Genomic DNA, 23,516 nt, shown 5'->3' on the forward strand with positions numbered 1-23,516 from the left:
AAAAAAGTATTTAATTGTCACTTGTATATCTAAAATGATTAGAAGTATTTGCATTTTCAATTCATCCCCCGTCTAAAGACCCAAGTGTATGGGGGCTTTCTTGAAAAATTATCGTAACCGCCAGCTAATTTTTTTATAGGTGTTGCATTGCTTTTTATTGTGTTGTTACTATTCACAATAGTACAAAAAAAAACCTACAAATAAATTGTAGGCTTTGATGAAAAATAATGTAACTTATTTGAATTAATTAAGAGTTCAATATTTTTTCCTGGTGACCAATACTTTCCTGGTGGATGTTTTTGAATAATTTAACTATAAATTCTTCTGTCAATCCTTTTTTTCCACCTTCCAAAATCATTTTCTCCTGGATTTCGTTCCAACGGTTGTTTTGCAGTACTGCAACGTTAGCGTCCTTTTTTACTTGACCAATCTCGTCAGCAACTTTCATACGTTTCCCTAACAATTCTAATAAGTTAGCATCCAAAACATCGATATTTGCTCTCAATTTTGTCATCTTATTTGTAAATTCATCCGTATCACCGCTTACTTTTCTCACTTTCAAATCTTTGAAAATTTGTTTCAGTGCGTCTGGTGTAACTTGTTGAGCTGCATCACTCCAAGCATTATCCGGGTCATTGTGTGTTTCGATGATCATACCGTCATAATTCAAATCCAATGCTTCCTGAGTTACTTCAAGAATCATATCACGGTTTCCTGTAATATGAGATGGATCAATAATTAAAGGTAAATCAGGAAATTTATTTTGCAACTCAATAGCAATTTGCCATTCTGGAATATTTCTGTATTTCGTTTTCTCATAAGTAGAAAAACCTCTGTGAATAACTCCTAAATTCTTAATTCCAGCAGCATGCAAACGCTCAACTCCTCCAAGCCATAAAGCCATATCCGGATTTACTGGGTTTTTAACCAATACGATTTTATCTGTTCCTTTTAATGTATCTGCAATCTCCTGAACCGCAAATGGATTTGCAGTTGTACGAGCACCTACCCATAACACATCAATATCATGCTCTAAAGCCAATTTACAGTGCGCTGCAGTTGCAACTTCAGTTCCCATTAGCAAACCTGTTTCTGCTTTTGCTTTTTGCAACCATTTCAATCCTATTTCTCCAACACCTTCAAATCCTCCCGGACGGGTTCTTGGTTTCCAAATTCCTGCTCTAAAAACACTTACATCTGAATCTTTCAATTCATGTGCAATTTTCAATACTTGTTCTTCTGTTTCAGCACTACAAGGTCCTGCGATCACAAATGGATGAGTCAAATTGAATTCGTTCAGCCAATTTCTCATTTCTTTCTTGTTTTCCATTTTTTCTAATTATTAATTTTTTATTATTTTATTCTGTGTTGTTCTTTTTAACTGTAAACTGCTATTCCAGCTGATTTACTTTTTTACATTTATTCCGTTTAATATCTCCTTTATTTTATTCACACTCTGCATTTCATTATAAATTGCATCATAATCTTCCTTTTCTAATAACTCCTTAAACTTTGATAAATTAGAAATATATTCATCCAGTGTCTTTACTACCTGCTTCCTGTTTTGTTTAAAAATAGGCGTCCACATTGCAGGGGAACTTTTGGCCAAACGAACTGTACTTTCAAAACCGGAACCTGCCATGTCAAAAATATCCTGCTCGTCTTTCTCTTTATTAATCACCGTTTTCCCAAGCATAAATGCGCTGATATGAGACAAATGCGAGACATAAGCGATGTGTTTGTCATGTGATTTCGGATCCATATAACGAATTCTCATTCCCATAGCAGTAAAAAGTTGCAACGCTTTTTCCTGTAATTTGAAAGTCGTTTTCTCCACCTCACAAATAATATTTGTCTTCCCTTTAAACAATCCTTTTATCGCTGCAGAAGGCCCAGAAAACTCTGTTCCTGCTATAGGATGCGTTGCTATAAAATTCCTTCTTTTAGGATGATTGGCAACCGCTTCACAAATAGGTGTTTTTGTTGAACCAACTTCAAAGACAATCGTATTATCACCAATAACGTCCAATACCTTTGGCAAAACAGTCAACGCAACATCTACCGGAACAGAAACGATTACGAAATCGGAGTCTGCTAAATCTTCAAAAGTAGCACCCCCATCAACAACTCCTAAAGCAATTGCTTCCTGCAAATGACTTTCATTGGTGTCAATTCCATAAATTTTGGCTTCCGGATGCAGTGTTTTAATGTCCAATACCATCGAACCACCTATCAATCCTATTCCTATTACGTGTATATTCATTTCTTGTTTTTTTGTAGCTACTCCTGCTATTGGTTTCAATCTTTTATAAAGTTCTCCAATGCTATCAGCGCTAGGGCATCTCGTTTTTCTTAAACTCTTCAGTTTCCTTTAAACGTATATTTTTTTCTTAAGCGTTAGTGCGAAGCTCTAAATCATCGCCCTGCGTTACGCAAATCTATCAATTGCTTCCTGCACGATTTCCTCTTTTACACAGAGGGCAAATCGTATATACCCTTCTCCATTACTACCAAAAATTGTACCTGGCGTAATGAAAATCGATTTGTCATATAAAATTTCATCAATAAATTTCTCCGCCGATGCAATTCCCTCAGGCAATTTTGCCCAAACAAATAACCCAACACCTTCTTTATAAACTTTACATCCTAATTTCTCTGCCAGTTGTTCGGTAAGAATCCTGCGTTTTCTATAAATCGCATTCATCGATTCAAACCACGTCTTGTCACTTTTCAATGCTTCAATCGCTCCTTTTTGAATCCCGTAAAACATGCCGCTGTCCATGTTGCTTTTCACTTTCAAAACTGCATCAATACAAGCTGCATTTCCTAAAACCATTCCAACTCTCCAGCCTGCCATGTTGAAAGTCTTACTCAAAGAATTCAATTCTAAAGCCACCTCTTTAGCTCCTTCCACCTGCAACAAACTCATTGGATTGTCATTCAAGACAAAACTATACGGATTGTCATTCACTATTAATATCTTATGCTTTTTAGCAAAAGCCACCAACTTTTCAAATAACTCCAAACTTCCTCTGGCTCCCGTTGGCATATGAGGATAACCAATCCACATAAGTTTCACTTTAGACAAATCTAATTTTTCCAATGCTTCAAAATCCGGTTCCCAGTTATTCACTTCTTTTAAGTCGTAGTAAACTGGAACTGCTCCCACTAAATTAGTTACCGAAGTATACGTTGGATAACCTGGATTTGGAATCAAAACATGATCACCTTCATTCAGGAAAGCCAGTGAAATATGCATAATCCCTTCTTTAGAACCCATCAGAGGCAAAATCTCAGTAATCGGATCCACCACAACATTGAAGTTGTTTTTATAAAAATCGGCCATGCCTTTTCGCAATTCCGGCACGCCTTGATAACTTTGATATTGATGTGCATTTTCCTCCTGCATTGCCAGAACTACTGCATCAATCACCGCTTGCGAAGGTTGCAAATCCGGGCTCCCAATACCCATATTGATAATTGGTTTCCCTTCAGAAGCCAGTTGCCTTACTTCTCTCAATTTCGAGGAGAAATAGTATTCTTCAATTATATCCAGTCGTTTTGCTGTCGTAATCATGGTTTTGTGTTTTTATATTCTCCTAAAACTTTAAAGTATTCTGCCATAATGGTCAGTAATGCTTTTGCCTTAGCATAATCTTCGTACTTTTCGAACGTAACATCCACAAAAAAAGAATATTTCCAGGGAGTCTCTATTTTCGGTAACGATTGTATTTTGGTTAAATTCAATTTACAATCACTCATTACATTCAGAACTGCAGCTAAACTTCCGCGTTTGTGATCCAATTCAAATTTGATCGAAGCTCTGTTTATTTCATTCTCTTCTACAAATGAATTCTCCTTTTTAATAATAACAAATCGCGTCATGTTATTATTTATGGTCTGAATTTCCGGAGCCAAAATTTCTAATTCATACATTTCTGAAGCCGTTTTACTCGCAATTGCCGCAATTCCCTTCAACTGATTTTGATGAATTCTTCTGGCTGTTTCAGCAGTATCTTTATCTTCAACTAATTTGATGTTTGGATATTTTTTCAAAAACTCCATACATTGCAATAATGCCATTGGATGCGAATGCACCTCTAGAATATCATCCATTACCTGACCTTTCAAAGCCATTAAATTTTGATGGATATCCAGATAATGTTCTCCAATAATGTGCAGGTTATTTTTATCAATCAAGGCATAATTCGGAATAATTGGACCTGCAATAGAATTCTCTATAGCCATAACTGCCTGGTCTGATTTCCCGGACAATAGACTATCTACCAATTCTTCAAAGGACAGACACTCATCTACCTCAACATTTTGATAGTAATAATCTTGTGCCACCTGATGATGGAAAGAGCCTTTTATACCTTGTATTGCAATCTTAGTTCTCATTATGAGTTATTGTTTATTATATTGAAAATGAAACCACTTTACTTGTTTTTATAGCTCGGGTCGCATACATATTGATTCGTCACCTATCCTTTTTTTGTTATGCTTATTTCACATATACTCAAAAAAAAATCCTGATTTTCATCAGGATTGTATATTAGTTTTATTTGTTTTTTGTTTTTCAAATAACCATAGCACAATCCCTTACTTCCTAAAGAAGAAATAATAAGTGTTGCTAAAGTAAAAACGGTTATTAGACATTGTATTCTCTGTTTTTTAATAATTTCTATGCAAATGTATAACTTATTTCAAGTCAAGCAAAAAAAATATTTAGTTTTATGTAACAAAAAAAGAATTCTTTGTTAAAAGTACTTTATATTGCAAAATACGTAAAAAAAGCACTCCTAAACTGCTGGTAATTACCAATTTCAGAACTCATTTTTAGACTGTTCCAGTATAAAAATGGAATTTATGCCGCCAAATTGGCCGAAAGCCATTTTTTCCCCTCCGCAATTCGGGTCACTACCATCGCCGAAACCAGGTCGCCATTAGCGTTCAACAGCGTCGCCATAGGGTCTACAAGGGTCCCCACAATCATCGCAGCGGGTAAAGCCTGCTCCATAGGAAATCCATAAACCGTTATCGCCAGAATTTCACCGATATAACCCCCATTTGGTATTCCGCCTTCGACAACCGAAACGATTACCGTTATTCCGATCGCAGTAAGCAATGTATATGGATCCGTAAAATCTTTTCCGAACATTGCGAAAATAACCGCAATCTTTATGATGGATGACATACTCGAACCGTCTTTATGCAGCGGCGCGCCCAAAGGAATAACTACATTCCTGATATGACTCGGAATATTCATTTGTTCTGCTCCTTCCAAATTGGCAGGAATCGTCGCAATACTGCTGCAAGTTCCCAAGGCAGTTAACGAGGGGGTAATATTATTTTTCCAGAACACATTCACTCCCTTTCTTCCTCCGGCAATAAAAGCGTATAAACTAAAAAATACGACAAAGTAAAAAGCACAAACGGCATAGTAAAGCCCCAAAGGTTTTGCATAAGCACCAAATAATTGCGGTCCAAAAATCCCAACCTGATAGGCAAAATAAGCACCCAAACCAATTGGAGCCGTTTTCATAATCAGGTGCAGCAATTGCTTCATCACTTCATTTCCTGAATTCAGAAACCGAGTAAAATCTTTCCCTTTTTCACCCGAATGCAAACTGGCAAATCCTATCAAAAAGGAAAATATAATGAGGGCTAACATGTTTTTACGAGACAACAATTCAAAGAAGTCACCTGCAGTAAGCAATTGTGTGATTTGAGAACCTGCGGAACTTTCGGAAACCGATTCTAAAGGAATTTTTGAAATGATAATATCCTGCTGAATTGGAAATAACAATACGCCAACAATCATCAAAACTGCTGAAATCAATACGGTGCTTAAGAATACGCCCATAACGATGCCAAACAACTTTCCAAGTTTTTCTGTCTTTTCCAAACTGGCAATCGAAGAGGAAATGGTAAAAAATATCAAAGGAATGATCGCCGTAAATAATAAATTCAGAAATATATCCCCCAATGGCTTAATGATCTCAACTCCTTTCCCAAAAACCAAACCCAATATACTTCCTGCAAGAATTCCACCTAGCAGTAATAAAATACTTTTATAGTTTTTCAAGAAACTGCCCGACTGCGTGTTTTTTAAATCCATATACATAAAGTTTATGGTAAATATATAAATCTAAAAGAGAATATCGTACCGCTTTGAAAAACTTTGACTAAGACCTTTTCACGTAATGAACTGTAAAAAACAATAAAGCAATGATTATTCTGTTTACTTTTGCAACAAATAAAATTCCATGTCAATAGAAGTTACTAACATATCCAAAAGCTACGGTGCCCAAAAAGCGCTGGACAACGTTTCATTTTCCATTAACAAAGGAGAAATTGTTGGTTTCTTAGGTCCAAATGGTGCCGGGAAATCGACTTTAATGAAAATATTGACAACATACATTAATGCCGATGAAGGTACTGCAATCGTAAATGGACATAATGTAAACACCCAACAAAAAGCGGTACAACTTTCTATTGGCTATTTACCGGAACACAATCCATTGTATTTGGATTTGTATGTACGAGAATATTTGGCTTTTAATGCTGCTGTCTATAAAGTAGCCAAATCACGCATTGAAGAAGTAATTCAATTAACTGGCTTAAGTTCTGAAAGCCATAAAAAAATAGCACAACTATCCAAAGGATACCGTCAACGAGTTGGTCTTGCCAATGCATTGTTACACAATCCAGATGTTTTAATTCTCGATGAACCGACAACAGGTTTGGACCCTAATCAATTAATCGAGATTCGTAATGTTATTAAAAACGCAGGAAAAGACAAAACCGTTTTTCTATCTACGCACATTATGCAGGAAGTTGAAGCCATTTGCGATCGTGTAATCATCATCAATAATGGTAAAATTGTTGCCGATAAAAAACTGGACACCTTAATTTCTGAAGATAAAGAACAAGTCATTGAAGTAGAATTTGACTATAAAATAGAAGAACAATTAATTGCCAAACTCGAAAATCTTACTTCCTACATAAATACTCACGACATGATTTGGCTATTGACTTTCAAAGCAGACAAAGACATGCGACCAGCAGTTTTTGATTTTGCAAATGCAAATGGACTGAAAACCTTACAACTGAATCAGAAGAACAAGAATCTGGAAGCGGTCTTTAGAGAGATCACCAAGTAAATTTCAGATTGCAAAAAATAGCGATCCACGACGCTATAGCTATAAAAAAAGCTTCCGGACTTTTGAAAGTCCGGAAGCTTTTTTTTGTATCGTAATTTTTCTAGAAAACCTTACTGGCGATCTGTCTGATGTTTTCTGATTTCCCCATAGAATAATAGTGCAAAACAGGAACTCCGGCAGCTTTCAATTCTAATGATTGTTGAATTGCCCATTCGATTCCTACTTGTCTGATTTCCGCATTATTCTTGCATAGCGCAACGGCATGAATCAAATCTTCCGGCAAATCGATTCGGAAAATTTGTGGCAATACCTGTAAATGTCTTTGCACTGCAATGGGTTTAATCCCCGGGATAATAGGAACCATAATCCCCATTTCTCTTGCTTTAGCAACAAACTCGAAATACTTTGCATTGTCAAAAAACATTTGAGTTACCACATAATCTGCACCTGCCTCTACTTTCTCTTTCAGCCTTTTCAAATCGGAGATTAAAGAAGGAGATTCCAAATGCTTCTCTGGATAACCTGCAACTCCAATGCAAAAATTAGCTTTGTTGTCAATATCCATTACATCATGCAAGTACTTTCCGCAATTTAACTGGTTAATTTGTTTCACTAAATCAACCGCAAAATCATTCCCGCCTTCTTTTGGTACGAAAGACTGTTCGTCTTTCATTGCATCACCACGCAATGCCATTACATTATCAATTCCTAAATAGTGACAATCCACTAATAAATACTCCGTTTCTTCTTTGGTAAAACCTCCGCAAAGAACGTGAGGCACCGTATCTACGTTGTACTTGTGTTTTATAGAAGCACAAATTCCGAGAGTTCCCGGACGCATTCTGGTTAGTTTTTTTTCTAATAAACCATTGCCTTTATTAACATAAATATATTCCTCGCGAGAAGTGGTTACGTCTATAAAAGGAGGTTTGAACTCCATCAACGGATCAATATTATCGTATAATTCCTGAATGCTTTTCCCTTTTTGAGGCGGAATAATTTCGAAAGAGAATAATGTTTCTCCTTTTGAATCTTCAATATGTTGTGTTACTTTCATTATAAAATTATATATTATTAATTCTGAGTCATGAATTGAAAATCTAAAATACCTTGCCTGTTGGCTATCGCCCGGGCTCAGAATTTATAATCAACAATCATAAATCAATTAATCCGCTATATTCGGATTCAACCATTTCATAGCCACTTCGGTCGGGATGCTTCTACGTTTAGCATAGTCAATTACCTGGTCTTCTTTTATTTTTCCAAGTCCAAAATACTTGCTTTCCGGGTTTCCAAAATAATATCCAGAAACGGAAGAAGCAGGCCACATTGCCATACTTTCGGTTAAAGTCACTCCAATTTCCTCTGCTACATTTAGCAATTTCCAAATTGTTGGTTTTTCTAAATGGTCTGGACAGGCCGGATAACCGGGTGCCGGACGAATTCCTTTGTAATCCTCAGCAATCATTGCCTCAGTACTCAAAGCCTCGTCGGATGAATAACCCCAAATCTCTTTACGGATTTTTTCGTGTAAATATTCTGCAAAAGCCTCTGCAAAACGATCTGCCAGTGCTTTGACCATTATCGAATTGTAATCGTCTAAATCTTTTTCGAATTCGGCTGCCCATTCATCTACACCAAAACCGGTAGTTACACAAAAAGCCCCCATATAATCCGTTTTACCACTGTCTTTCGGAGCAATAAAATCGGACAAAGCGATGTTTGGAGCGCCTTTAGTTTTTTGCGATTGCTGACGTAAAGTCAAGAATTTATCTAAAACTTTTCCACTTTCATCACGCAATTCGATGTCATCATCGTTTACCTGATTCGCTGGAAAAATCCCGTAAATTCCTTTAGCGGTCAATTTCTTTTCTTTCAAAATAACTTCCAACATTTCTTTGGCATCTGCAAAAACAGATGTCGCTTGTTCGCCTACGACAGTGTCAGTAAGAATCGCCGGATATTTTCCGAACAATTCCCATGTTCTAAAAAATGGTGTCCAGTCAATATAAGGCACCAAAACATCCAAATCCACTTCGATGGTTTTAGTTCCAATAAAATTAGGCTTTATCGGGTTGTAATTTTCCCAATCCAGTTTCAGCTTATTGACACGAGCTTGCTCAATTGTCAAGAAATTTTTGTCTCGTGAACGATTCAGAAATGTCTCTCTAAAAGCATCATATTCTGCTCTAATGTCACTTGCATATATTTTTTTCTCACTATTCAACAAATTCCCCGCAACCGTTACGGCTCTTGAAGCATCATTTACGTGAATAACAGTTTCCCTATATTGTGGCGCAATTTTCACGGCAGTGTGCGCACGTGAGGTCGTTGCTCCACCAATCATCACAGGAATTTTTATGTTTCTTTTGTCCAATTCTTTAGCCAAATACACCATTTCATCAAGTGAAGGTGTTATTAATCCGCTTAGCCCAATGATATCAACGTTGTGCTCTATAGCTGCAGCGATGATTTTCTCCGGAGCAACCATAACGCCCAAATCAATGATTTCATAATTGTTACAAGCCAAAACAACCGAAACAATATTTTTCCCAATATCGTGTACGTCACCTTTTACAGTTGCCATTAATATACGCCCTGCAAAACTCGAAACGCCGTCCTTCTCCGCCTCAATAAATGGCAATAAATAAGCTACTGCTTTCTTCATTACACGGGCTGACTTTACCACTTGTGGCAAAAACATCTTACCCGAACCAAATAAATCCCCAACGACATTCATTCCGGCCATTAAGTTGATTTCGATTACTTCGATAGGTTTTGTTGCTGCCTGTCGCGCTTCCTCTACATCAATTTCTATAAATTCATCAACTCCTTTTACTAACGAATGTGTTAATCGTTCCTGAATAGTTCCTGAACGCCATTCCTGAACTGTTTTCTCCGTACTCTTGGCATCCCCTTTTACATTTTCAGCAAAATCCAATAATCTTTCCGTTGCATCATCACGCCTGTTCAGAATTACATCTTCAACATGTTCCAGTAGGTCTTTTGGAATTTCGTCGTAGATTGAAAGCATTTCCGGATTCACGATTCCCATGGTCATACCATTTTGAATCGCATGGTATAAAAATACCGAGTGCATGGCTTCACGAACGGTATCATTTCCTCTAAACGAAAAGGAAACATTACTCACCCCACCGCTAATATGCGCATGAGGAAGATTTTCTCTAACCCATTTCGTTCCTCTAAAGAAATCCAGTGCGTTCAGGCGATGCTCTTCCATTCCTGTTGCTACCGGAAATATATTCAGGTCAAAAATGATGTCTTGCGCAGGAAAACCAACTTTGTTTACCAAAATGTCATACGAACGCTGGCAGATTTCTACTCGACGCTCAAAATTATCAGCTTGTCCGGTTTCATCAAAGGCCATAATAATTGCCGCAGCTCCGTACCGCTTGATTAATTTGGCGTGATGAATAAATTGTTCTTCCCCCTCTTTTAACGAAATCGAGTTCACAACACTTTTTCCTTGTACTACTTTCAGACCTGCTTCGATAATATCCCATTTTGAGCTGTCAATCATAATTGGAACTCTGGAAATATCAGGTTCAGCAGCAATTAAATTTAGGAACTTTGTCATAGCATATTCGCCATCCAGCATCCCCTCATCCATATTAATATCGATGATTTGCGCGCCACCTTCTACTTGCTCTTTTGCAATACTTAGTGCTTCTTCGTATTTTTCTTCCTTAATTAATCGAAGGAATTTTCTAGATCCTGTAACATTGGTTCTTTCACCAATATTCACAAAAACGCTGTCCGGCGTAATGATTAAAGGCTCTAATCCCGATAATACAAGGTTTTTTCTAGTTTCTTGTGCCATTTTTTATTTTTTTTTGCCGCAATTAATTATAATAAACTGACGGCTATAATTCAGACGCAATAAATCGCGCCTCGCTTTTACATTGTTGCTGTTGATACTCTAGGTTTATACTCCTTTGCGATATCAGCAATCAACTTGATGTGTTCTGGCGTTGTTCCACAACAACCGCCTATGATATTTACTAAATTATCGTCTAAATATTCTTTGATGAATGCTTGTGTCTGTTCTGGTGTTTCATCATACTCTCCGAATGCATTTGGCAATCCCGCGTTAGGATGCGCCGATATATTGAAAGAAGTATTGTGCGACAAAGTTTGCAGATACGGTTTGAGCAAATCGGCTCCTAAAGCACAATTAAAACCAACACTCAACAATGGAATGTGCGAAACCGAAACCAAAAAAGCTTCAACGGTCTGACCCGAAAGTGTTCTTCCTGATGCATCGGTAATTGTTCCTGAAACCATGATTGGAATATCGATATTGCGCTCGTCTTTGACTTCTTCGATAGCAAAAAGTGCCGCTTTGGCATTTAAAGTATCGAAAATGGTTTCTACTAAAAGCACATCACTTCCTCCATCAATCAAAGCTTCCACCTGTTGTTTGTAGGCAATGCGTAAATCATCAAAAGTAACGGCTCTGTATCCTGGATCGTTTACATCGGGTGACATGCTTGCCGTTCTGTTTGTTGGTCCTATCGAACCAGCTACAAAACGAGGTTTGTCTGGATTTTTTGCTGTGAATTCATCCGCCACTTCACGGGCAATTCTGGCCGATTCGTAGTTGAGTTCGTACACTATGTCTTCGAGATGGTAATCCGCCATTCCGATGGTCGTTCCGGAAAAAGTATTGGTTTCAACAATATCTGCTCCCGCTTCAAAATAGGCTGCGTGAACTGCACGAATGGCTTGCGGTTGCGTTAGTGATAATAAATCGTTGTTCCCTTTTAACGAATGTGGAAAGTCTTTGAAACGTTCTCCACGAAAATCTTCTTCCGAAAAATTGTAGCGTTGTAACATGGTTCCCATAGCTCCATCGAGTACGAGTATGTTTTTTTTAATGGCTTCTTGAATACTTGACATTTTATTTTTTTATTATTGTGCTTTAATGGTTAAAACAAAACCATAAAAACACTATTTTTTATACTTTAGCCCCTGACTACACTGAAAATTATTTTACTTTTTTCTTTAAAAAAATAAAATACAGTAGCAGAAATCGGGAATAATGACGGCAAAAATTGCGCCAATCATTTGCTCTAAAAAATATCGTTATGTTGTCAAGAAAAGGTTTGAGAAATACTATGGAAGTATTCTTATGTTATCTATCTTAGACACTGAATAGCTCAGTATAAAGTAGAATGTAGCACCTTCTTTAAAGATAAAGGGTTGCTAAGGTTTCATCGGGTCTTTCCCTCCGCCTTTCGTGATAACTTTCAATAAATATAGGAACACTGCAAAGTAAAGACATAGCGTTAATAATTGCAAGTATTAACGCTATATTTTTTTATTAGTTTTATACTATGGCTTTTACCACAGCTTTTGGAGCCTCTTTACGGGTTCCGTCAAATCCGTCAACACCAGAAACTGTAGTATATTTCAATACATATTTTTTACCTGGATTGATAATTTGGTACGCTGCCTGACACATTAAAGTCGCTTCATGGAATCCACAAAGAATCAATTTTAATTTTCCTGGGTAGGTATTTACATCACCAATGGCAAAAATCCCCGGAATGTTAGTTTGGTAATCCAATGCGTTATTTACCTTGATTGCATTTTTTTCAATATCTAATCCCCAGTCTCCAATAGGTCCCAATTTTGGAGTTAATCCAAAAAGCGGAATGAAATAATCCGTAGGAATGGTTCTGTGCGCTCCATTTTCCTCAATATCAATTGATTCTAAATGCTCGGCACCATTCAATCCAATTACTTCTGCTGGCGTAATCATTCTTATTTTTCCTAAATCTTTCAATTCCTGTACTTTTTCTACAGAATCTAAAGCTCCTCTAAATTCATTTCTTCTGTGAATCAAAGTCACCTCAGAAGCTACATTAGATAAGAAAATACTCCAGTCTAAAGCAGAATCACCACCACCGGCAATAACAACTCTTTTGTCTCTGAATTTTTCTGGATTCTTGATAAAATATTTTATCCCTTTATCTTCGTAAAATTCGATGTCTTCGATAAGTGGTTTTCTTGGCTCAAAACTTCCTAATCCACCAGCAATAGCGACAACCGAAGCATGAAATTTCTTTCCTTTATTTGAGGTTACAATAAAACTTCCGTCTTCTTGTTTTGCTATTGTTTCTGCGCGTTCGCCAAGGGTAAAACCCGGCTCAAATTGTTTGATTTGCTCCATCAAATTATCAACTAAATCACCCGCTAATACTTCGGGAAAACCCGGAATATCATAAATAGGTTTTTTGGGATACAATTCTGAAAGTTGTCCGCCCGCTTGTGGCAGTGCATCTAAAATATGACATTTTAGCTTTAACAATCCTGCTTCAAAAACTGCAAATAAACCTGTTGGTCCGGCTCCTATAATTAATATGTCTGTTTTAACCATTTTTCTATTCTTTATATGTGTAATTATGCTAAACTATTTTACTGTAAAGTAACGTCTGATTTTTACTGTTTTAAATGATAAATATCATTTGTTACTGAGTGGCTCTTTTATTCTTTGTTTTTTAACGCTTCGGTAATTTCATTCATCTTTTGAACTTTTTCTTCGAAATTTCCTTTTAGCGTTTTACGATATTCATTTAGGTTTTCGACCATTTTATTGATATCATCCGGGATAATTTCTTCGAAAAATTCTCGTAATCTTTTGGCCGTTGTAGGTGATTTACCATTGGTTGAAATCGCAATTTTCACATTTCCTTTCGTTACAATTCCTCCCAAATAATAATCACATAATGGTGGTGTATCGGCAATATTGCAAATCAAATATCTTTTTCGGGATAAATCAAATACCCTTTTATTTACTTTCGGATCATCGGTACAGGCAATAACCATATGCCGTTTCTTCAACATTTTTTTCTTGAACTTCGCTTGGGTCAGTTGCACCGAAGGATGCTTTTCAACCAGCGCTTCCAGTTCCGGCAAAAACGTTGGCGCAACCACCTCAACAGTTGCATTTGGACTCGATTTTAGCATAAACGATAACTTTTCCAAACCCACATTTCCTCCGCCCACAATAAGCACATTGAGGTTGTGTAATTTTAAAAATATTGGATATAATTCGTTCCTTTCCATTTTTATCGTATTTCAGATGCTATAAACTCTTCGTAAAACCCTTTTAACTTACTGCTTTCTTTTACCACTTCTCCAATAACAATTATCGCCGGTGAACTTAATTTGTGCTGCGTCACAACTTCCTGGATAGTGTTAATCGTTCCAACACCAACTTTTTCCTGCGCAGTAGTTCCATTTTGAATAATCGCAACGGGAGTTTCTCCTTTGGATTCTTTTTGGAATAAAGCAACAATTTGTGCTAATTTACTCATCCCCATCAAAATCACAACAGTGGCAGATGATTGTGCTGCAAGTGCTACATCAGTGGACAAATTTCTGTCCGAAGTTGTACCTGTAATTACCCAAAAACTTTCCGAAACACCTCTTTTTGTCAAAGAAATTCCCTGATAAGCGGGAACCGCAATTGCCGATGAAATTCCAGGAACTACAAATGTAGGGATTCCAAAACTTTCTGCATATTCTATTTCTTCGCTTCCACGACCAAAAATAAATGGATCTCCACCTTTCAAACGCACCACCTTTCCATAGGTCAGGGCATTGTCTACAATCAACTGATTGATTTGGTCTTGCGAATATTCGTGTGCTCCAATTCTTTTACCCACAAATATTTTTATGGCATTTTTCGGAGCGTGATTCATTATTTCTTCATTGGCCAGCGCATCATACAAAACCACGTTCGCTTCAGCAAGTGCTTTTACTCCTTTGAGAGTAAGCAGATCCGGATCACCAGGACCAGCACCTACTAAAGTTACTTTAGGTTGTATTGTATTATGCATTAGCGATATCTTTTGCTCTGTAGTTTTCAATATTTTCAAAAAACGAAACTGCTTCCTGAATGTATTTTTGTGCAAATTCCGCAGAAGGCTCATTGTCCTTGATTTGATATACTAAACCTTTGAAAGACGAATTCAAATTAATTTTACTGGTTTCGATAAAAACAGTATCAAACAAATCGATAATTCCTGCATGGTGATTCGTTTTTTGGTTTTCAGCGAGCAATAACGCTTTAGCACCATTTACAAAACCAGCATACGCTAAATAAATAGCATCCGCCCATTTTTCATCTTCGAAAGCTTCCTGTGCGAAAGTCAATTTGTCTTTGGCTTCCAATATTAATGTAGCCACTAAATCAATTACTACACCTGCACATTCTCCTACTCCAACTGCTTTTACATAGTTATCGGCATTTCCCCAATCTATAAAATCAGCTTCGGTAAGATTAGTCAAATCAGCCAATGGTTTCAAAAATTCGTAGAAATATTTCTCTCCCTTAGCATCATAATACTCCAGGAATGATTGTCCGTTTGCATTGGCATCAAAATCATTTAAGATAAAACGCAACGCATCTGGTCCTCTTCTACTTGGAATTTTGATTACTTTATCAGAAAATCTTCCTGCTCCATTTCCTAAGTTTCCTCCACCCAATAGCACTTGAAGTGCTGGTGCTACTAATTTTCCAGAATTGATAGACATTCCCTGAAAACCAATTTGCGCCATATTGTGTTGTCCACAAGCATTCATACAACCACTAATTTTAATCGTGATTTCCTGATTATTGCGGTATTGCGGATATTCTTTCTCTAAAACTCTTTCTAGTTCTACTGCAATTCCGGTACTGCTTGCAATTCCTAAATTACAAGTATCTGTTCCCGGACAAGCCGTTATATCTGCAGTGCCATCGTATCCCAATGCTACAAAATCAAGCTTCGCTAATTCCTGGTAGAAAAAGGCTAAATCTTCTTCTTTTACGTGACGAATAACAATGTTTTGTCTCAAAGAAAAACGCAATTCATTCGCTGCATAATTTTTAATCAAATCCGCTAATAATCTCGCTTTATCAGTATAAAAATCTCCCAAAAGTACTTTAATCCCAATAGCTACATACCCTGCTTGTTTCTGTGGAATCACATTCGATTTTTTCCAAGCTTCAAAAGCAGCAGTATCTTCGATAACCACTTTTGGCGCTACCAATAAAGGAGCTGGAATTCCACCGTCAAAAGCGGTAGTATCTATTTCAACAGTTTGGTAGGATAATGCTTTTTTCTCTTCTTCAACCAATCGTAAAAACTCGTCTCTTCCTAAATCTTTTATTAAGAATTTCATACGTGCTTTCAAACGTTTAGCTCTTTCTCCATAACGGTCAAATATTCTTAAAACCCCTTCAGTTGTTGGAATAATCTGATTTACCGGAATAAATTCCGATAACAATTCAGCATGACTTGGCTGAGAACCTAATCCCCCGCCCAACATTACTTTAAATCCTCTTTCTCCATTTACAATTTTTGGAATAAATCCTAAATCATGCAAATAACTCAAAGCAGTATCCTTATCCGAAGATGAAAATGACATTTTGAATTTACGTCCCATTTCCTGACAAACTGGATTTCTCAATAAAAATTGAAACATCGCATAAGCATAAGGCGAAACATCAAAAGGTTCATCCGCATCGATTCCGGCTGTTTCACTAGCGGTAATATTTCTTACGGTGTTCCCACAAGCTTCCCGAAGTGTAACATCATCTTTTTCCAGTTCTGCCCAAAGTTGTGGCGTTTTGTCCAGACTTACATAGTGAATCTGGATATCCTGACGCGTTGTAATGTGCAAACGTCCTGTTGAATATTCATCAGAAACTTTAGTTATACGCAACAATTGTTCGCTGGTCACTTTACCAAAAGGCAATTTGATACGAATCATTTGTACGCCTTCCTGACGTTGGCCGTAAACTCCTCTAGCCAAACGCAGGCTACGGAAACGCTCGTCATCAATTTTCCCATCACGGAATAAAGCAATTTTTCTCTCTAAATCGATAATGTCTTTTTGGACAATCGGATCTTCTATTTCGGTTCTAAAACTTTGCATCTGTAGTTATGTTTTTTAGCAAAAGCCTGGTTTAGTTAATAAAACCAACTCCTGCAGTTGTATTGGTTGCGGCATCAATTAAAATAAAAGCTCCATTTGATTTGTTGTCGTTATAGGCATCAAAATACAAAGCTTTACTCAACTTAATATTTACTTCACCTATTTCATTAATTGCCAACTGAGTTGCCGGAGTCGAACCCGAATAATCTGTTGCAATCACATTTTTCACACTTTCAATTTTCGCCAAAACCCTATTGGTATTGTGCTGTATAAAATATTTTGTTCCCGGAACTAACTTTTTGCTGTCCATCCAACAAACGGTAGTATTGATATCTTTTTCGATCTTAGGAAGCTCATTTGATTTTACAATCATATCTCCTCTTGTCACATTAATATCATTTTCCAATTCAATTGTAATAGAGGAACCGGCAGTAGCTTCGTCATATTGTTTGTCAAAAAAATGAATAGTACTCACTTTAGATTCTGTCAAAGAAGGAAGAACCGTTACCGCATCTCCAACTTTAATACTATCTCCGTATAATTTCCCTGCGTATCCTCTAAAATCATGGTACTCTTCCGTTTTTGGCCTGATTACCGTTTGAACCGGGAAACGGGCCTGTCCTTTTTCGTAAACGTCTTTTGGCTCTAAAGCTTCCAAATGTTCCAATACCGTTTGTCCGGTATACCAAGGCATGTTTTCTGATTTATCAACCACGTTCCCGCCGTTGATAGCACTTAACGGAATATAACTAACGGTTTGTTCCTTGAAAGTGCTTTTTGCATTCAATGCTTGAAAATCAGCTTTGATTTTGTTGTACACTTCTTCCGAATAATCAACCAAATCCATTTTATTTACAGCAACAATAACTTCTTTTACTCTCAATAAATTATTGATAAAAAAGTGTCTGTACGTTTGCTCAATAACGCCTTTACGAGCATCTATCAAAATAATTGAAACTTGTGAAGTTGAAGCTCCGGTAACCATGTTTCTTGTATATTCTACGTGACCCGGAGTATCGGCAATGATGTAACTTTTTTTCGCAGTAGAAAAATAAATGTGAGCCACATCAATAGTGATTCCCTGTTCTCTTTCAGCAACCAAACCATCGGTAGCCAATGAAAAATCCAGGTAATCGTATCCTTTTTGCTTGCTGCTTTTTTCTATTGCTTCAATCTTATCTGTAGTCAACGATTTTGTATCGTATAATAATCTTCCGATTAATGTACTTTTTCCGTCATCTACACTTCCTGCTGTTGCTATTTTTAAAACTTCCATCAGTTTTTTTTATTTTAAATGTTTTGAAATAATTATTTTAAATCTTGACCGATCCTAAAAGACAAACCGACAAGCAATTACAAATTTTAAGTTTAGAAAAAAATTAAAACTTACAATTTAAAATAATTCTAAAAGTAACCTTGTTGTTTTCTTTTTTCCATCGCAGCTTCAGAACGCTTGTCATCAATTCTGGCTCCTCTTTCAGAGATAGTAGAAGATCTGATTTCACCAACTACTTCCTGAATAGTTGCTGCATAAGAATCTACAGCAGCAGTACAACTCATATCTCCAACAGTTCTAAAACGAACAATCCTTTCTTCGATCGCTTCATCTTCTTCTTGAAATACAAACGGAGAATGTGACCAAATCATACCATCTCTCAAGAATACTTTACGTTTATGAGAAAAGTAAATAGATGGAATTTCAATTTGCTCTTCTTCAATATAACTCCAAACATCAAGTTCTGTCCAGTTTGAAATTGGAAAAACACGAACGTTCTGACCATTTTCAATTTTTCCGTTCAAAATATCAAACAATTCAGGGCGTTGATTCTTCTCATCCCATTGACCGAAATCATCACGAACAGAAAAAATACGCTCTTTGGCTCTTGCTTTTTCTTCATCTCTTCGCGCACCACCGATACAAGCATCAAACTTGAATTCTTCAATAGCATCCAAAAGTGTTATCGTCTGCAAACTGTTTCTGCTGGAATATTTCCCGGTTTCTTCTACTACTTTCCCCTGGTCAATAGCATCCTGAACATTACGAACGATTAGTTCCAATCCTAATTCAGCAACTAATCTGTCTCTAAATTCAATCGTTTCCGGAAAATTATGTCCTGTATCCACGTGTAATAATGGGAAAGGAATTTTTGCAGGAAAAAAAGCTTTTTGTGCCAGACGCACCAATGTTATTGAATCTTTTCCACCAGAGAAAAGCAAAACTGGCTTGTCAAATTGAGAAATAACTTCTCTGAAAATGTATATCGCTTCGCTTTCTAAAGCGTTTGTTTTTAATACTGAACTCATTATTCTTTGTTTATTTGATTGTTGATTATTCGGTTACTCGTTAAAACGATTAACCAAATAAACAGTTAAACTATTATTTTTGGTGCAAACCACATTCTTTATGACTCGATTCCCATGACCATCTTCCCGCTCTTATATCTTCGCCAGGAGCAATTGCTCGCGTACAAGGAGCACAACCTATACTTACAAATCCTTTTTTGTGCAATGTGTTTTGAGGCACATTATTATCGTCAATATATTGCTGAACTTCTTCTAACGTCCATTTCAATAATGGATTGAATTTTATCAGCTTAAAATTAGCATCGTATTCAAAAGCTGCCAGATCATTTCTGTTTTCTGACTGCTCGGCACGCAAACCGGTAATCCAAATTTCATTTCCTTCTAAAGCCTTAGTCAACGGAGCCACTTTTCGAATAAAACAACATTCTTTTCTATTCTCAACCGATTCGTAAAAACTGTTTGGACCTTTTTTATTTAGTAATTCCTCTACAGCAGTTGCTTCTGGAAAATACGTTTTAATGTCGATTTTATACCTTTTCAATGTCTTATGAAAAACATCATACGTTTCTTGAAATAATCTTCCGGTATCCAATGTAAAAATGGTAATCGGTAAATCATTTTTTGCAATTAAAGCTGTTATCACTTGGTCTTCCTGTCCAAAAGAAGTAGAAAAAACAACTTTACCTTTGTATTCATTAGCCAAAAAAGCTAATGTTTGCTCAATGGAAAAATCCTTTGTTTTATCCAATAATGCCTGTACTATTTCTTTGCTCATAATTCCGTTTCTCTTTTATAATAATTTTGACAAGGTTCTTAAACTCAAAATGATAATTAAAATACCTACCAAAATCATCATAGGTTGTCTTTTAATTTTATTGACTAAAATAGCTGCAATTGGAGCAGCAATCACACCGCCTAAAATTAAACCGATAATCACCTGCCATCCTTGTATTCCTCCAAAAAGCATAAATGTAACACCACTGGCAAAAGCAACCGCAAACTCAGCTGCATTTACAGAACCAATAGTATATCGAGGGTGTCTGCCGTTTCCAAGTAAAGTTGAAGTCACAATCGGCCCCCATCCACCACCACCTACAGCATCCATAAAACCTCCAAAAGAAGCCAAAATACCTAATTTTTTAGTTTTCTTTTTAATGATATTCTTTTTTAATGCCTTTCTAATAATGATACATGCCAAAACAATCATATAAACAGCAATAAAAGGCTTAATCATATCTCCATCAATCACATCTGCCAACAAATAAGCCCCGGCTATCGAACCCAAAACCCCTGGAATAAGCAAGTGTCGCACTAATTTTTTATTGATATTTCCAAATTTATGATGAGAAATAGCAGATACTCCGGTAGTAAACATTTCAGCAACGTGAACTCCTGTACTACTAACTGCCGGCGGAATCCCATAGGCTAATAAAAAAGAAGTAGATGTTGCTCCATAACCCATTCCTAAAGTTCCATCCACTAATTGAGCAAAAATTCCAATTAAGAAAAAGATTAAAAATTCCTGATTAAATCCACCTATAAAACCATCCCAGGAAAATTCGGAATAATGATTATAGATCAATGTTGATAACAATCCCACTAACAAAACAACAGGAATTATAACCCACAAACGCTGGGCGAAAGTTGTCTCCGGTTTTATTGCAACATTGTTTTCTTTCAATTCTTTGTCCATGTTTTTCTAATTCAGCTATTTTGTGTATTTTTAAATCTACTACCCTATCGGGATACTAGATTAAAGTGCAAAAATAAGACTTTTTGCTTAATTACAAAACTTATTTAAAAAAAATATTTGTTAAAATGCAATATCAGCTAATGAATTGTTTTCCAATATCATAAGTGTGTTGTCGCGAAGTTCCATCATTAGCTTACGAACCGCACAGGTGGCCTCATCCGTACAGTCATCACAGCGCTCATAAAAATTATGACTCGCACAGGGCAGTAACGCAATCGGACCTTCCAGAATGCGATAAACATGGGCCATATTTATCTCTTTTGGGTCTTTTATCAAATAATACCCGCCACCTTTTCCTTTTTTAGCACCTAAAAAACCAGAATGACGCAATAACAATAATATGCTTTCTAAAAATTTTATCGAAATATTTTCACTCTTTGCTATTTCAGCAATTTGCACCGGCGTTTGATCTTTCTGGCGTGCCAGAAAAGTTAAAGCCTTTATTCCGTATTTTGTTTTCTTTGAAAGCATTTTTAAAAAATATAAGATTGGATAGTACCGATTTTTGATTTCAGATTTCAAAGCAATCTGAAATCTACATGTCTTTTATTGTAACAACAAAAATATACTTTTTGATTTAAGAATAGTGAATGAAGATTAACGATTTTTGATCCGTGTTAAATCCGCTGTCAAAAATCGCTAATCTGGCACTCAAAAATCTATCTTAGGGCTTGCTCTAAATCAGCAATTACATCTTTCACTGTTTCTAAACCAACAGAAACACGTACCAGACCATCCGTAATGCTAACCGCTAAACGCTCTTCAACAGATAATTTACTGTGTGTTGTAGAGGCTGGATGTGTTACAATTGTTCTGGTATCACCCAAATTTGCCGAAAGCGAACACAATTGAATTTTATCTAAAAATGCTCTTCCGGCTTCAATCCCGCCTTTGATTTCAAAAGCAACGATATTCCCACCTAATAGCATTTGTTTTTTGGCAATCTCATACTGCGGATGTGATTTCAAGAACGGATATTTCACGCTATTTACATTGGGATTATTTTCCAAAAACTCAGCTACTTTCATAGCATTTTCGCAGTGTTTTTCCACACGAACTGCCAATGTCTCTAAACTTTTAGATAAAACCCAAGCATTAAACGGTGACATTGCTGGCCCTGTATTTCTGGAGAATAAATAAATCTGACGAATCAAATCTTCGCTTCCTACAGTAACTCCGCCTAAAACACGTCCTTGCCCGTCAATTAACTTTGTTGCCGAATGTACCACTAAATGCGCTCCAAATTTAATTGGGTTTTGAATATAAGGTGTTGCAAAGCAGTTATCGATAATCAATATCAGATTGTGCTCTTTTGCAATATCCCCCAGTAGCTGCAAATCAATAATATCTACCGCAGGATTCGTAGGGGATTCTGCGTAAAGGATTTTAGTATTTGGTTTAATAAAGTCGGCAATTGTTTCCGGCTTATTAATATCAAAATACGAAGTTTCAATATTCCACTTTGGAAAATAGGTCGTAAACAAGGCGTGAGTAGAACCAAAAACGCTCCCTGCAGATACAATATGATCTCCTGAATTAAGTAAAGCTGCAAATGTAGAATATACCGCTGCCATTCCTGTAGCAAAAGCATAACCGGCTTCGGCGCCTTCCATCTTGCAAATTTTTTCTACAAACTCCGTTGTGTTTGGATTGCTGAAACGGCTATAAATATTTCTGTCTTTTTCTTCTGTAAAAGAAGCACGCATGTCTTCGGCATCTTCAAATACAAAACTGGATGATAAATACAAAGGCACAGAATGCTCTAAATATTGTGACCTTTCTATTTGTGTACGTATCGCCTGGGTTTCGAAACCAAATTCTTGTTCGTTCATTTTCAATTTTTGTTTAAAGCGTAAAGTTCCTGGCCTATTCTTCCGATCCCTTTATACTAACTATAATGATTTATTATTTAAAACTACTTTATATTTTATTGTAGCGGTTGGCTCAACCGTTTTGGCAACCGAGCAATATTTTTCAAATGAAAGTTGCGCAGCTCTTGCTGCTTTTTCTTCATTAATAGGCCCTTCTAAAAAGAAAATAACATCAATTTCTTTAAATGGTTTCGCCTCTCCCACCGGCACACGAAGCCCTTCAACCTCAGCTTTAAAAGAAGTAATTTCCTGACGCTGTTTCTTTAGAATGGAAATCATATCGATTGCACTGCAACCAGCAACACCCATCAATACCAATTCCATTGGGCTTGCACCCATATTATCTCCCCCAAACTCCGGTCGACTGTCTACATTAACAACATGCCCACGCTCGTTTTTTAATTCGAAGTGGTAATTATCGTTTATTCTTTCTAATTGTATTTTCATTTTAATTTTATTTAATTTTTCAAT

At 36.6% G+C, this 23,516-nt stretch carries 20 protein-coding genes and 1 riboswitch; of the genes, 1 reads left to right on the forward strand and 19 read right to left on the reverse strand.

Annotation, left to right across the window (positions count from 1 at the left end):
* Positions 1–247: 247 nt before the first annotated feature.
* The 5 genes from ACNQGN_RS16370 to ACNQGN_RS16390 form a co-directional block, all read right to left on the reverse strand.
* Positions 248–1,330 carry a chorismate mutase gene (locus tag ACNQGN_RS16370; protein ID WP_417988909.1) on the reverse strand — a complete coding sequence of 361 codons (1,083 nt, stop codon included), beginning with the start codon at positions 1,328–1,330 and terminating at the stop codon, positions 248–250.
* A 75-nt stretch (positions 1,331–1,405) separates the two neighbouring features.
* Positions 1,406–2,263, reverse strand: coding sequence for a prephenate dehydrogenase (locus tag ACNQGN_RS16375; RefSeq protein WP_417988910.1), 858 nt, complete (start codon positions 2,261–2,263; stop codon positions 1,406–1,408).
* Positions 2,264–2,428: 165 nt separating this feature from the next.
* On the reverse strand, positions 2,429–3,577 hold the full coding sequence (locus tag ACNQGN_RS16380; protein WP_417988911.1) for a pyridoxal phosphate-dependent aminotransferase: 1,149 nt from the start codon (positions 3,575–3,577) through the stop codon (positions 2,429–2,431).
* On the reverse strand, positions 3,574–4,401 hold the full coding sequence (locus ACNQGN_RS16385; protein WP_417988912.1) for a prephenate dehydratase: 828 nt from the start codon (positions 4,399–4,401) through the stop codon (positions 3,574–3,576). The genes ACNQGN_RS16380 and ACNQGN_RS16385 overlap by 4 nt, the downstream gene beginning before the upstream one ends.
* Before the next feature lie 466 nt (positions 4,402–4,867).
* A complete protein-coding gene (locus ACNQGN_RS16390) occupies positions 4,868–6,121 on the reverse strand; it encodes a dicarboxylate/amino acid:cation symporter (RefSeq protein WP_417988913.1) in 1,254 nt (417 codons plus the stop codon).
* Positions 6,122–6,269: 148 nt separating this feature from the next.
* Between ACNQGN_RS16390 and gldA the strand changes: the two genes are divergently transcribed.
* Complete coding sequence (gldA, locus tag ACNQGN_RS16395) at positions 6,270–7,166, forward strand: gliding motility-associated ABC transporter ATP-binding subunit GldA (protein ID WP_417988914.1); 897 nt, start codon at positions 6,270–6,272, stop codon at positions 7,164–7,166.
* Between the two features lie 100 nt (positions 7,167–7,266).
* Here the strand turns inward: gldA and metF are convergent, their stop codons facing one another.
* From metF to ACNQGN_RS16465, 14 genes are all read right to left on the reverse strand, one after another.
* A complete protein-coding gene (gene metF, locus ACNQGN_RS16400; RefSeq protein WP_417988915.1) occupies positions 7,267–8,223 on the reverse strand; it encodes a methylenetetrahydrofolate reductase [NAD(P)H] in 957 nt (318 codons plus the stop codon).
* Positions 8,224–8,331: 108 nt separating this feature from the next.
* A complete protein-coding gene (gene metH, locus ACNQGN_RS16405; RefSeq protein WP_417988916.1) occupies positions 8,332–11,007 on the reverse strand; it encodes a methionine synthase in 2,676 nt (891 codons plus the stop codon).
* A 77-nt stretch (positions 11,008–11,084) separates the two neighbouring features.
* Entirely contained in the window at positions 11,085–12,086 is a 1,002-nt protein-coding gene (locus ACNQGN_RS16410) for a homocysteine S-methyltransferase family protein (RefSeq protein WP_417988917.1), read from the reverse strand.
* 232 nt (positions 12,087–12,318) lie between these two features.
* A riboswitch (SAM riboswitch) is annotated at positions 12,319–12,436 on the reverse strand.
* Between the two features lie 80 nt (positions 12,437–12,516).
* Complete coding sequence (locus tag ACNQGN_RS16415; RefSeq protein WP_417988918.1) at positions 12,517–13,569, reverse strand: NAD(P)/FAD-dependent oxidoreductase; 1,053 nt, start codon at positions 13,567–13,569, stop codon at positions 12,517–12,519.
* Positions 13,570–13,676: 107 nt separating this feature from the next.
* A complete protein-coding gene (locus ACNQGN_RS16420) occupies positions 13,677–14,258 on the reverse strand; it encodes a precorrin-2 dehydrogenase/sirohydrochlorin ferrochelatase family protein (RefSeq protein WP_417988919.1) in 582 nt (193 codons plus the stop codon).
* 2 nt (positions 14,259–14,260) lie between these two features.
* Positions 14,261–15,034, reverse strand: a complete 774-nt coding sequence (cobA, locus tag ACNQGN_RS16425) for a uroporphyrinogen-III C-methyltransferase (protein ID WP_417988920.1) — start codon at positions 15,032–15,034, stop codon at positions 14,261–14,263.
* On the reverse strand, positions 15,027–17,117 hold the full coding sequence (locus ACNQGN_RS16430) for a nitrite reductase (RefSeq protein ID WP_417988921.1): 2,091 nt from the start codon (positions 17,115–17,117) through the stop codon (positions 15,027–15,029). The genes cobA and ACNQGN_RS16430 overlap by 8 nt, the downstream gene beginning before the upstream one ends.
* A gap of 31 nt (positions 17,118–17,148) precedes the next feature.
* A complete protein-coding gene (locus tag ACNQGN_RS16435; protein ID WP_417988922.1) occupies positions 17,149–18,393 on the reverse strand; it encodes a sulfate adenylyltransferase subunit 1 in 1,245 nt (414 codons plus the stop codon).
* A gap of 128 nt (positions 18,394–18,521) precedes the next feature.
* Positions 18,522–19,421 carry a sulfate adenylyltransferase subunit CysD gene (cysD, locus tag ACNQGN_RS16440; RefSeq protein ID WP_417988923.1) on the reverse strand — a complete coding sequence of 300 codons (900 nt, stop codon included), beginning with the start codon at positions 19,419–19,421 and terminating at the stop codon, positions 18,522–18,524.
* A 73-nt stretch (positions 19,422–19,494) separates the two neighbouring features.
* A complete protein-coding gene (locus ACNQGN_RS16445; protein WP_417988924.1) occupies positions 19,495–20,196 on the reverse strand; it encodes a phosphoadenylyl-sulfate reductase in 702 nt (233 codons plus the stop codon).
* Positions 20,197–20,211: 15 nt separating this feature from the next.
* The gene (locus tag ACNQGN_RS16450) at positions 20,212–21,114 is read right to left on the reverse strand and encodes a sulfite exporter TauE/SafE family protein (RefSeq protein ID WP_417988925.1); all 903 of its coding nucleotides are present in this window, start codon (positions 21,112–21,114) and stop codon (positions 20,212–20,214) included.
* Positions 21,115–21,234: 120 nt separating this feature from the next.
* Positions 21,235–21,645 (reverse strand): RrF2 family transcriptional regulator, encoded by a 411-nt coding sequence (locus tag ACNQGN_RS16455; RefSeq protein WP_417988926.1) that lies wholly within the window; start codon positions 21,643–21,645, stop codon positions 21,235–21,237.
* A 188-nt stretch (positions 21,646–21,833) separates the two neighbouring features.
* The gene (locus tag ACNQGN_RS16460) at positions 21,834–23,006 is read right to left on the reverse strand and encodes a trans-sulfuration enzyme family protein (RefSeq protein ID WP_417988927.1); all 1,173 of its coding nucleotides are present in this window, start codon (positions 23,004–23,006) and stop codon (positions 21,834–21,836) included.
* A 60-nt stretch (positions 23,007–23,066) separates the two neighbouring features.
* Positions 23,067–23,492: an OsmC family protein gene (locus ACNQGN_RS16465; protein ID WP_417988928.1), complete on the reverse strand. Its 426-nt coding sequence runs from the start codon at positions 23,490–23,492 to the stop codon at positions 23,067–23,069.
* Positions 23,493–23,516: the final 24 nt, after the last annotated feature.

It is taken from the genome of Flavobacterium rhamnosi (genome assembly GCF_048286515.1).
Taxonomy (GTDB): domain Bacteria; phylum Bacteroidota; class Bacteroidia; order Flavobacteriales; family Flavobacteriaceae; genus Flavobacterium.

Bases quoted from the DNA above. Each gene is read 5' to 3' on its own strand.
- ACNQGN_RS16385 (WP_417988912.1), bottom strand. From the start codon at position 4,401: ATGAGAACTAAGATTGCAATACAAGGTATAAAAGGCTCTTTCCATCAT.
- cysD (WP_417988923.1), bottom strand. From the start codon at position 19,421: ATGAGTTCAGTATTAAAAACAAACGCTTTAGAAAGCGAAGCGATATAC.
- ACNQGN_RS16435 (WP_417988922.1), bottom strand. From the start codon at position 18,393: ATGGAAGTTTTAAAAATAGCAACAGCAGGAAGTGTAGATGACGGAAAA.
- ACNQGN_RS16465 (WP_417988928.1), bottom strand. From the start codon at position 23,492: ATGAAAATACAATTAGAAAGAATAAACGATAATTACCACTTCGAATTA.
- ACNQGN_RS16445 (WP_417988924.1), bottom strand. From the start codon at position 20,196: ATGAGCAAAGAAATAGTACAGGCATTATTGGATAAAACAAAGGATTTT.
- ACNQGN_RS16430 (WP_417988921.1), bottom strand. From the start codon at position 17,117: ATGCAAAGTTTTAGAACCGAAATAGAAGATCCGATTGTCCAAAAAGAC.
- ACNQGN_RS16370 (WP_417988909.1), bottom strand. From the start codon at position 1,330: ATGGAAAACAAGAAAGAAATGAGAAATTGGCTGAACGAATTCAATTTG.
- metH (WP_417988916.1), bottom strand. From the start codon at position 11,007: ATGGCACAAGAAACTAGAAAAAACCTTGTATTATCGGGATTAGAGCCT.
- ACNQGN_RS16380 (WP_417988911.1), bottom strand. From the start codon at position 3,577: ATGATTACGACAGCAAAACGACTGGATATAATTGAAGAATACTATTTC.
- ACNQGN_RS16390 (WP_417988913.1), bottom strand. From the start codon at position 6,121: ATGGATTTAAAAAACACGCAGTCGGGCAGTTTCTTGAAAAACTATAAA.
- ACNQGN_RS16410 (WP_417988917.1), bottom strand. From the start codon at position 12,086: ATGTCAAGTATTCAAGAAGCCATTAAAAAAAACATACTCGTACTCGAT.
- ACNQGN_RS16460 (WP_417988927.1), bottom strand. From the start codon at position 23,006: ATGAACGAACAAGAATTTGGTTTCGAAACCCAGGCGATACGTACACAA.
- ACNQGN_RS16420 (WP_417988919.1), bottom strand. From the start codon at position 14,258: ATGGAAAGGAACGAATTATATCCAATATTTTTAAAATTACACAACCTC.
- ACNQGN_RS16415 (WP_417988918.1), bottom strand. From the start codon at position 13,569: ATGGTTAAAACAGACATATTAATTATAGGAGCCGGACCAACAGGTTTA.
- ACNQGN_RS16375 (WP_417988910.1), bottom strand. From the start codon at position 2,263: ATGAATATACACGTAATAGGAATAGGATTGATAGGTGGTTCGATGGTA.
- metF (WP_417988915.1), bottom strand. From the start codon at position 8,223: ATGAAAGTAACACAACATATTGAAGATTCAAAAGGAGAAACATTATTC.
- gldA (WP_417988914.1), top strand. From the start codon at position 6,270: ATGTCAATAGAAGTTACTAACATATCCAAAAGCTACGGTGCCCAAAAA.
- ACNQGN_RS16455 (WP_417988926.1), bottom strand. From the start codon at position 21,645: ATGCTTTCAAAGAAAACAAAATACGGAATAAAGGCTTTAACTTTTCTG.
- cobA (WP_417988920.1), bottom strand. From the start codon at position 15,034: ATGCATAATACAATACAACCTAAAGTAACTTTAGTAGGTGCTGGTCCT.
- ACNQGN_RS16450 (WP_417988925.1), bottom strand. From the start codon at position 21,114: ATGGACAAAGAATTGAAAGAAAACAATGTTGCAATAAAACCGGAGACA.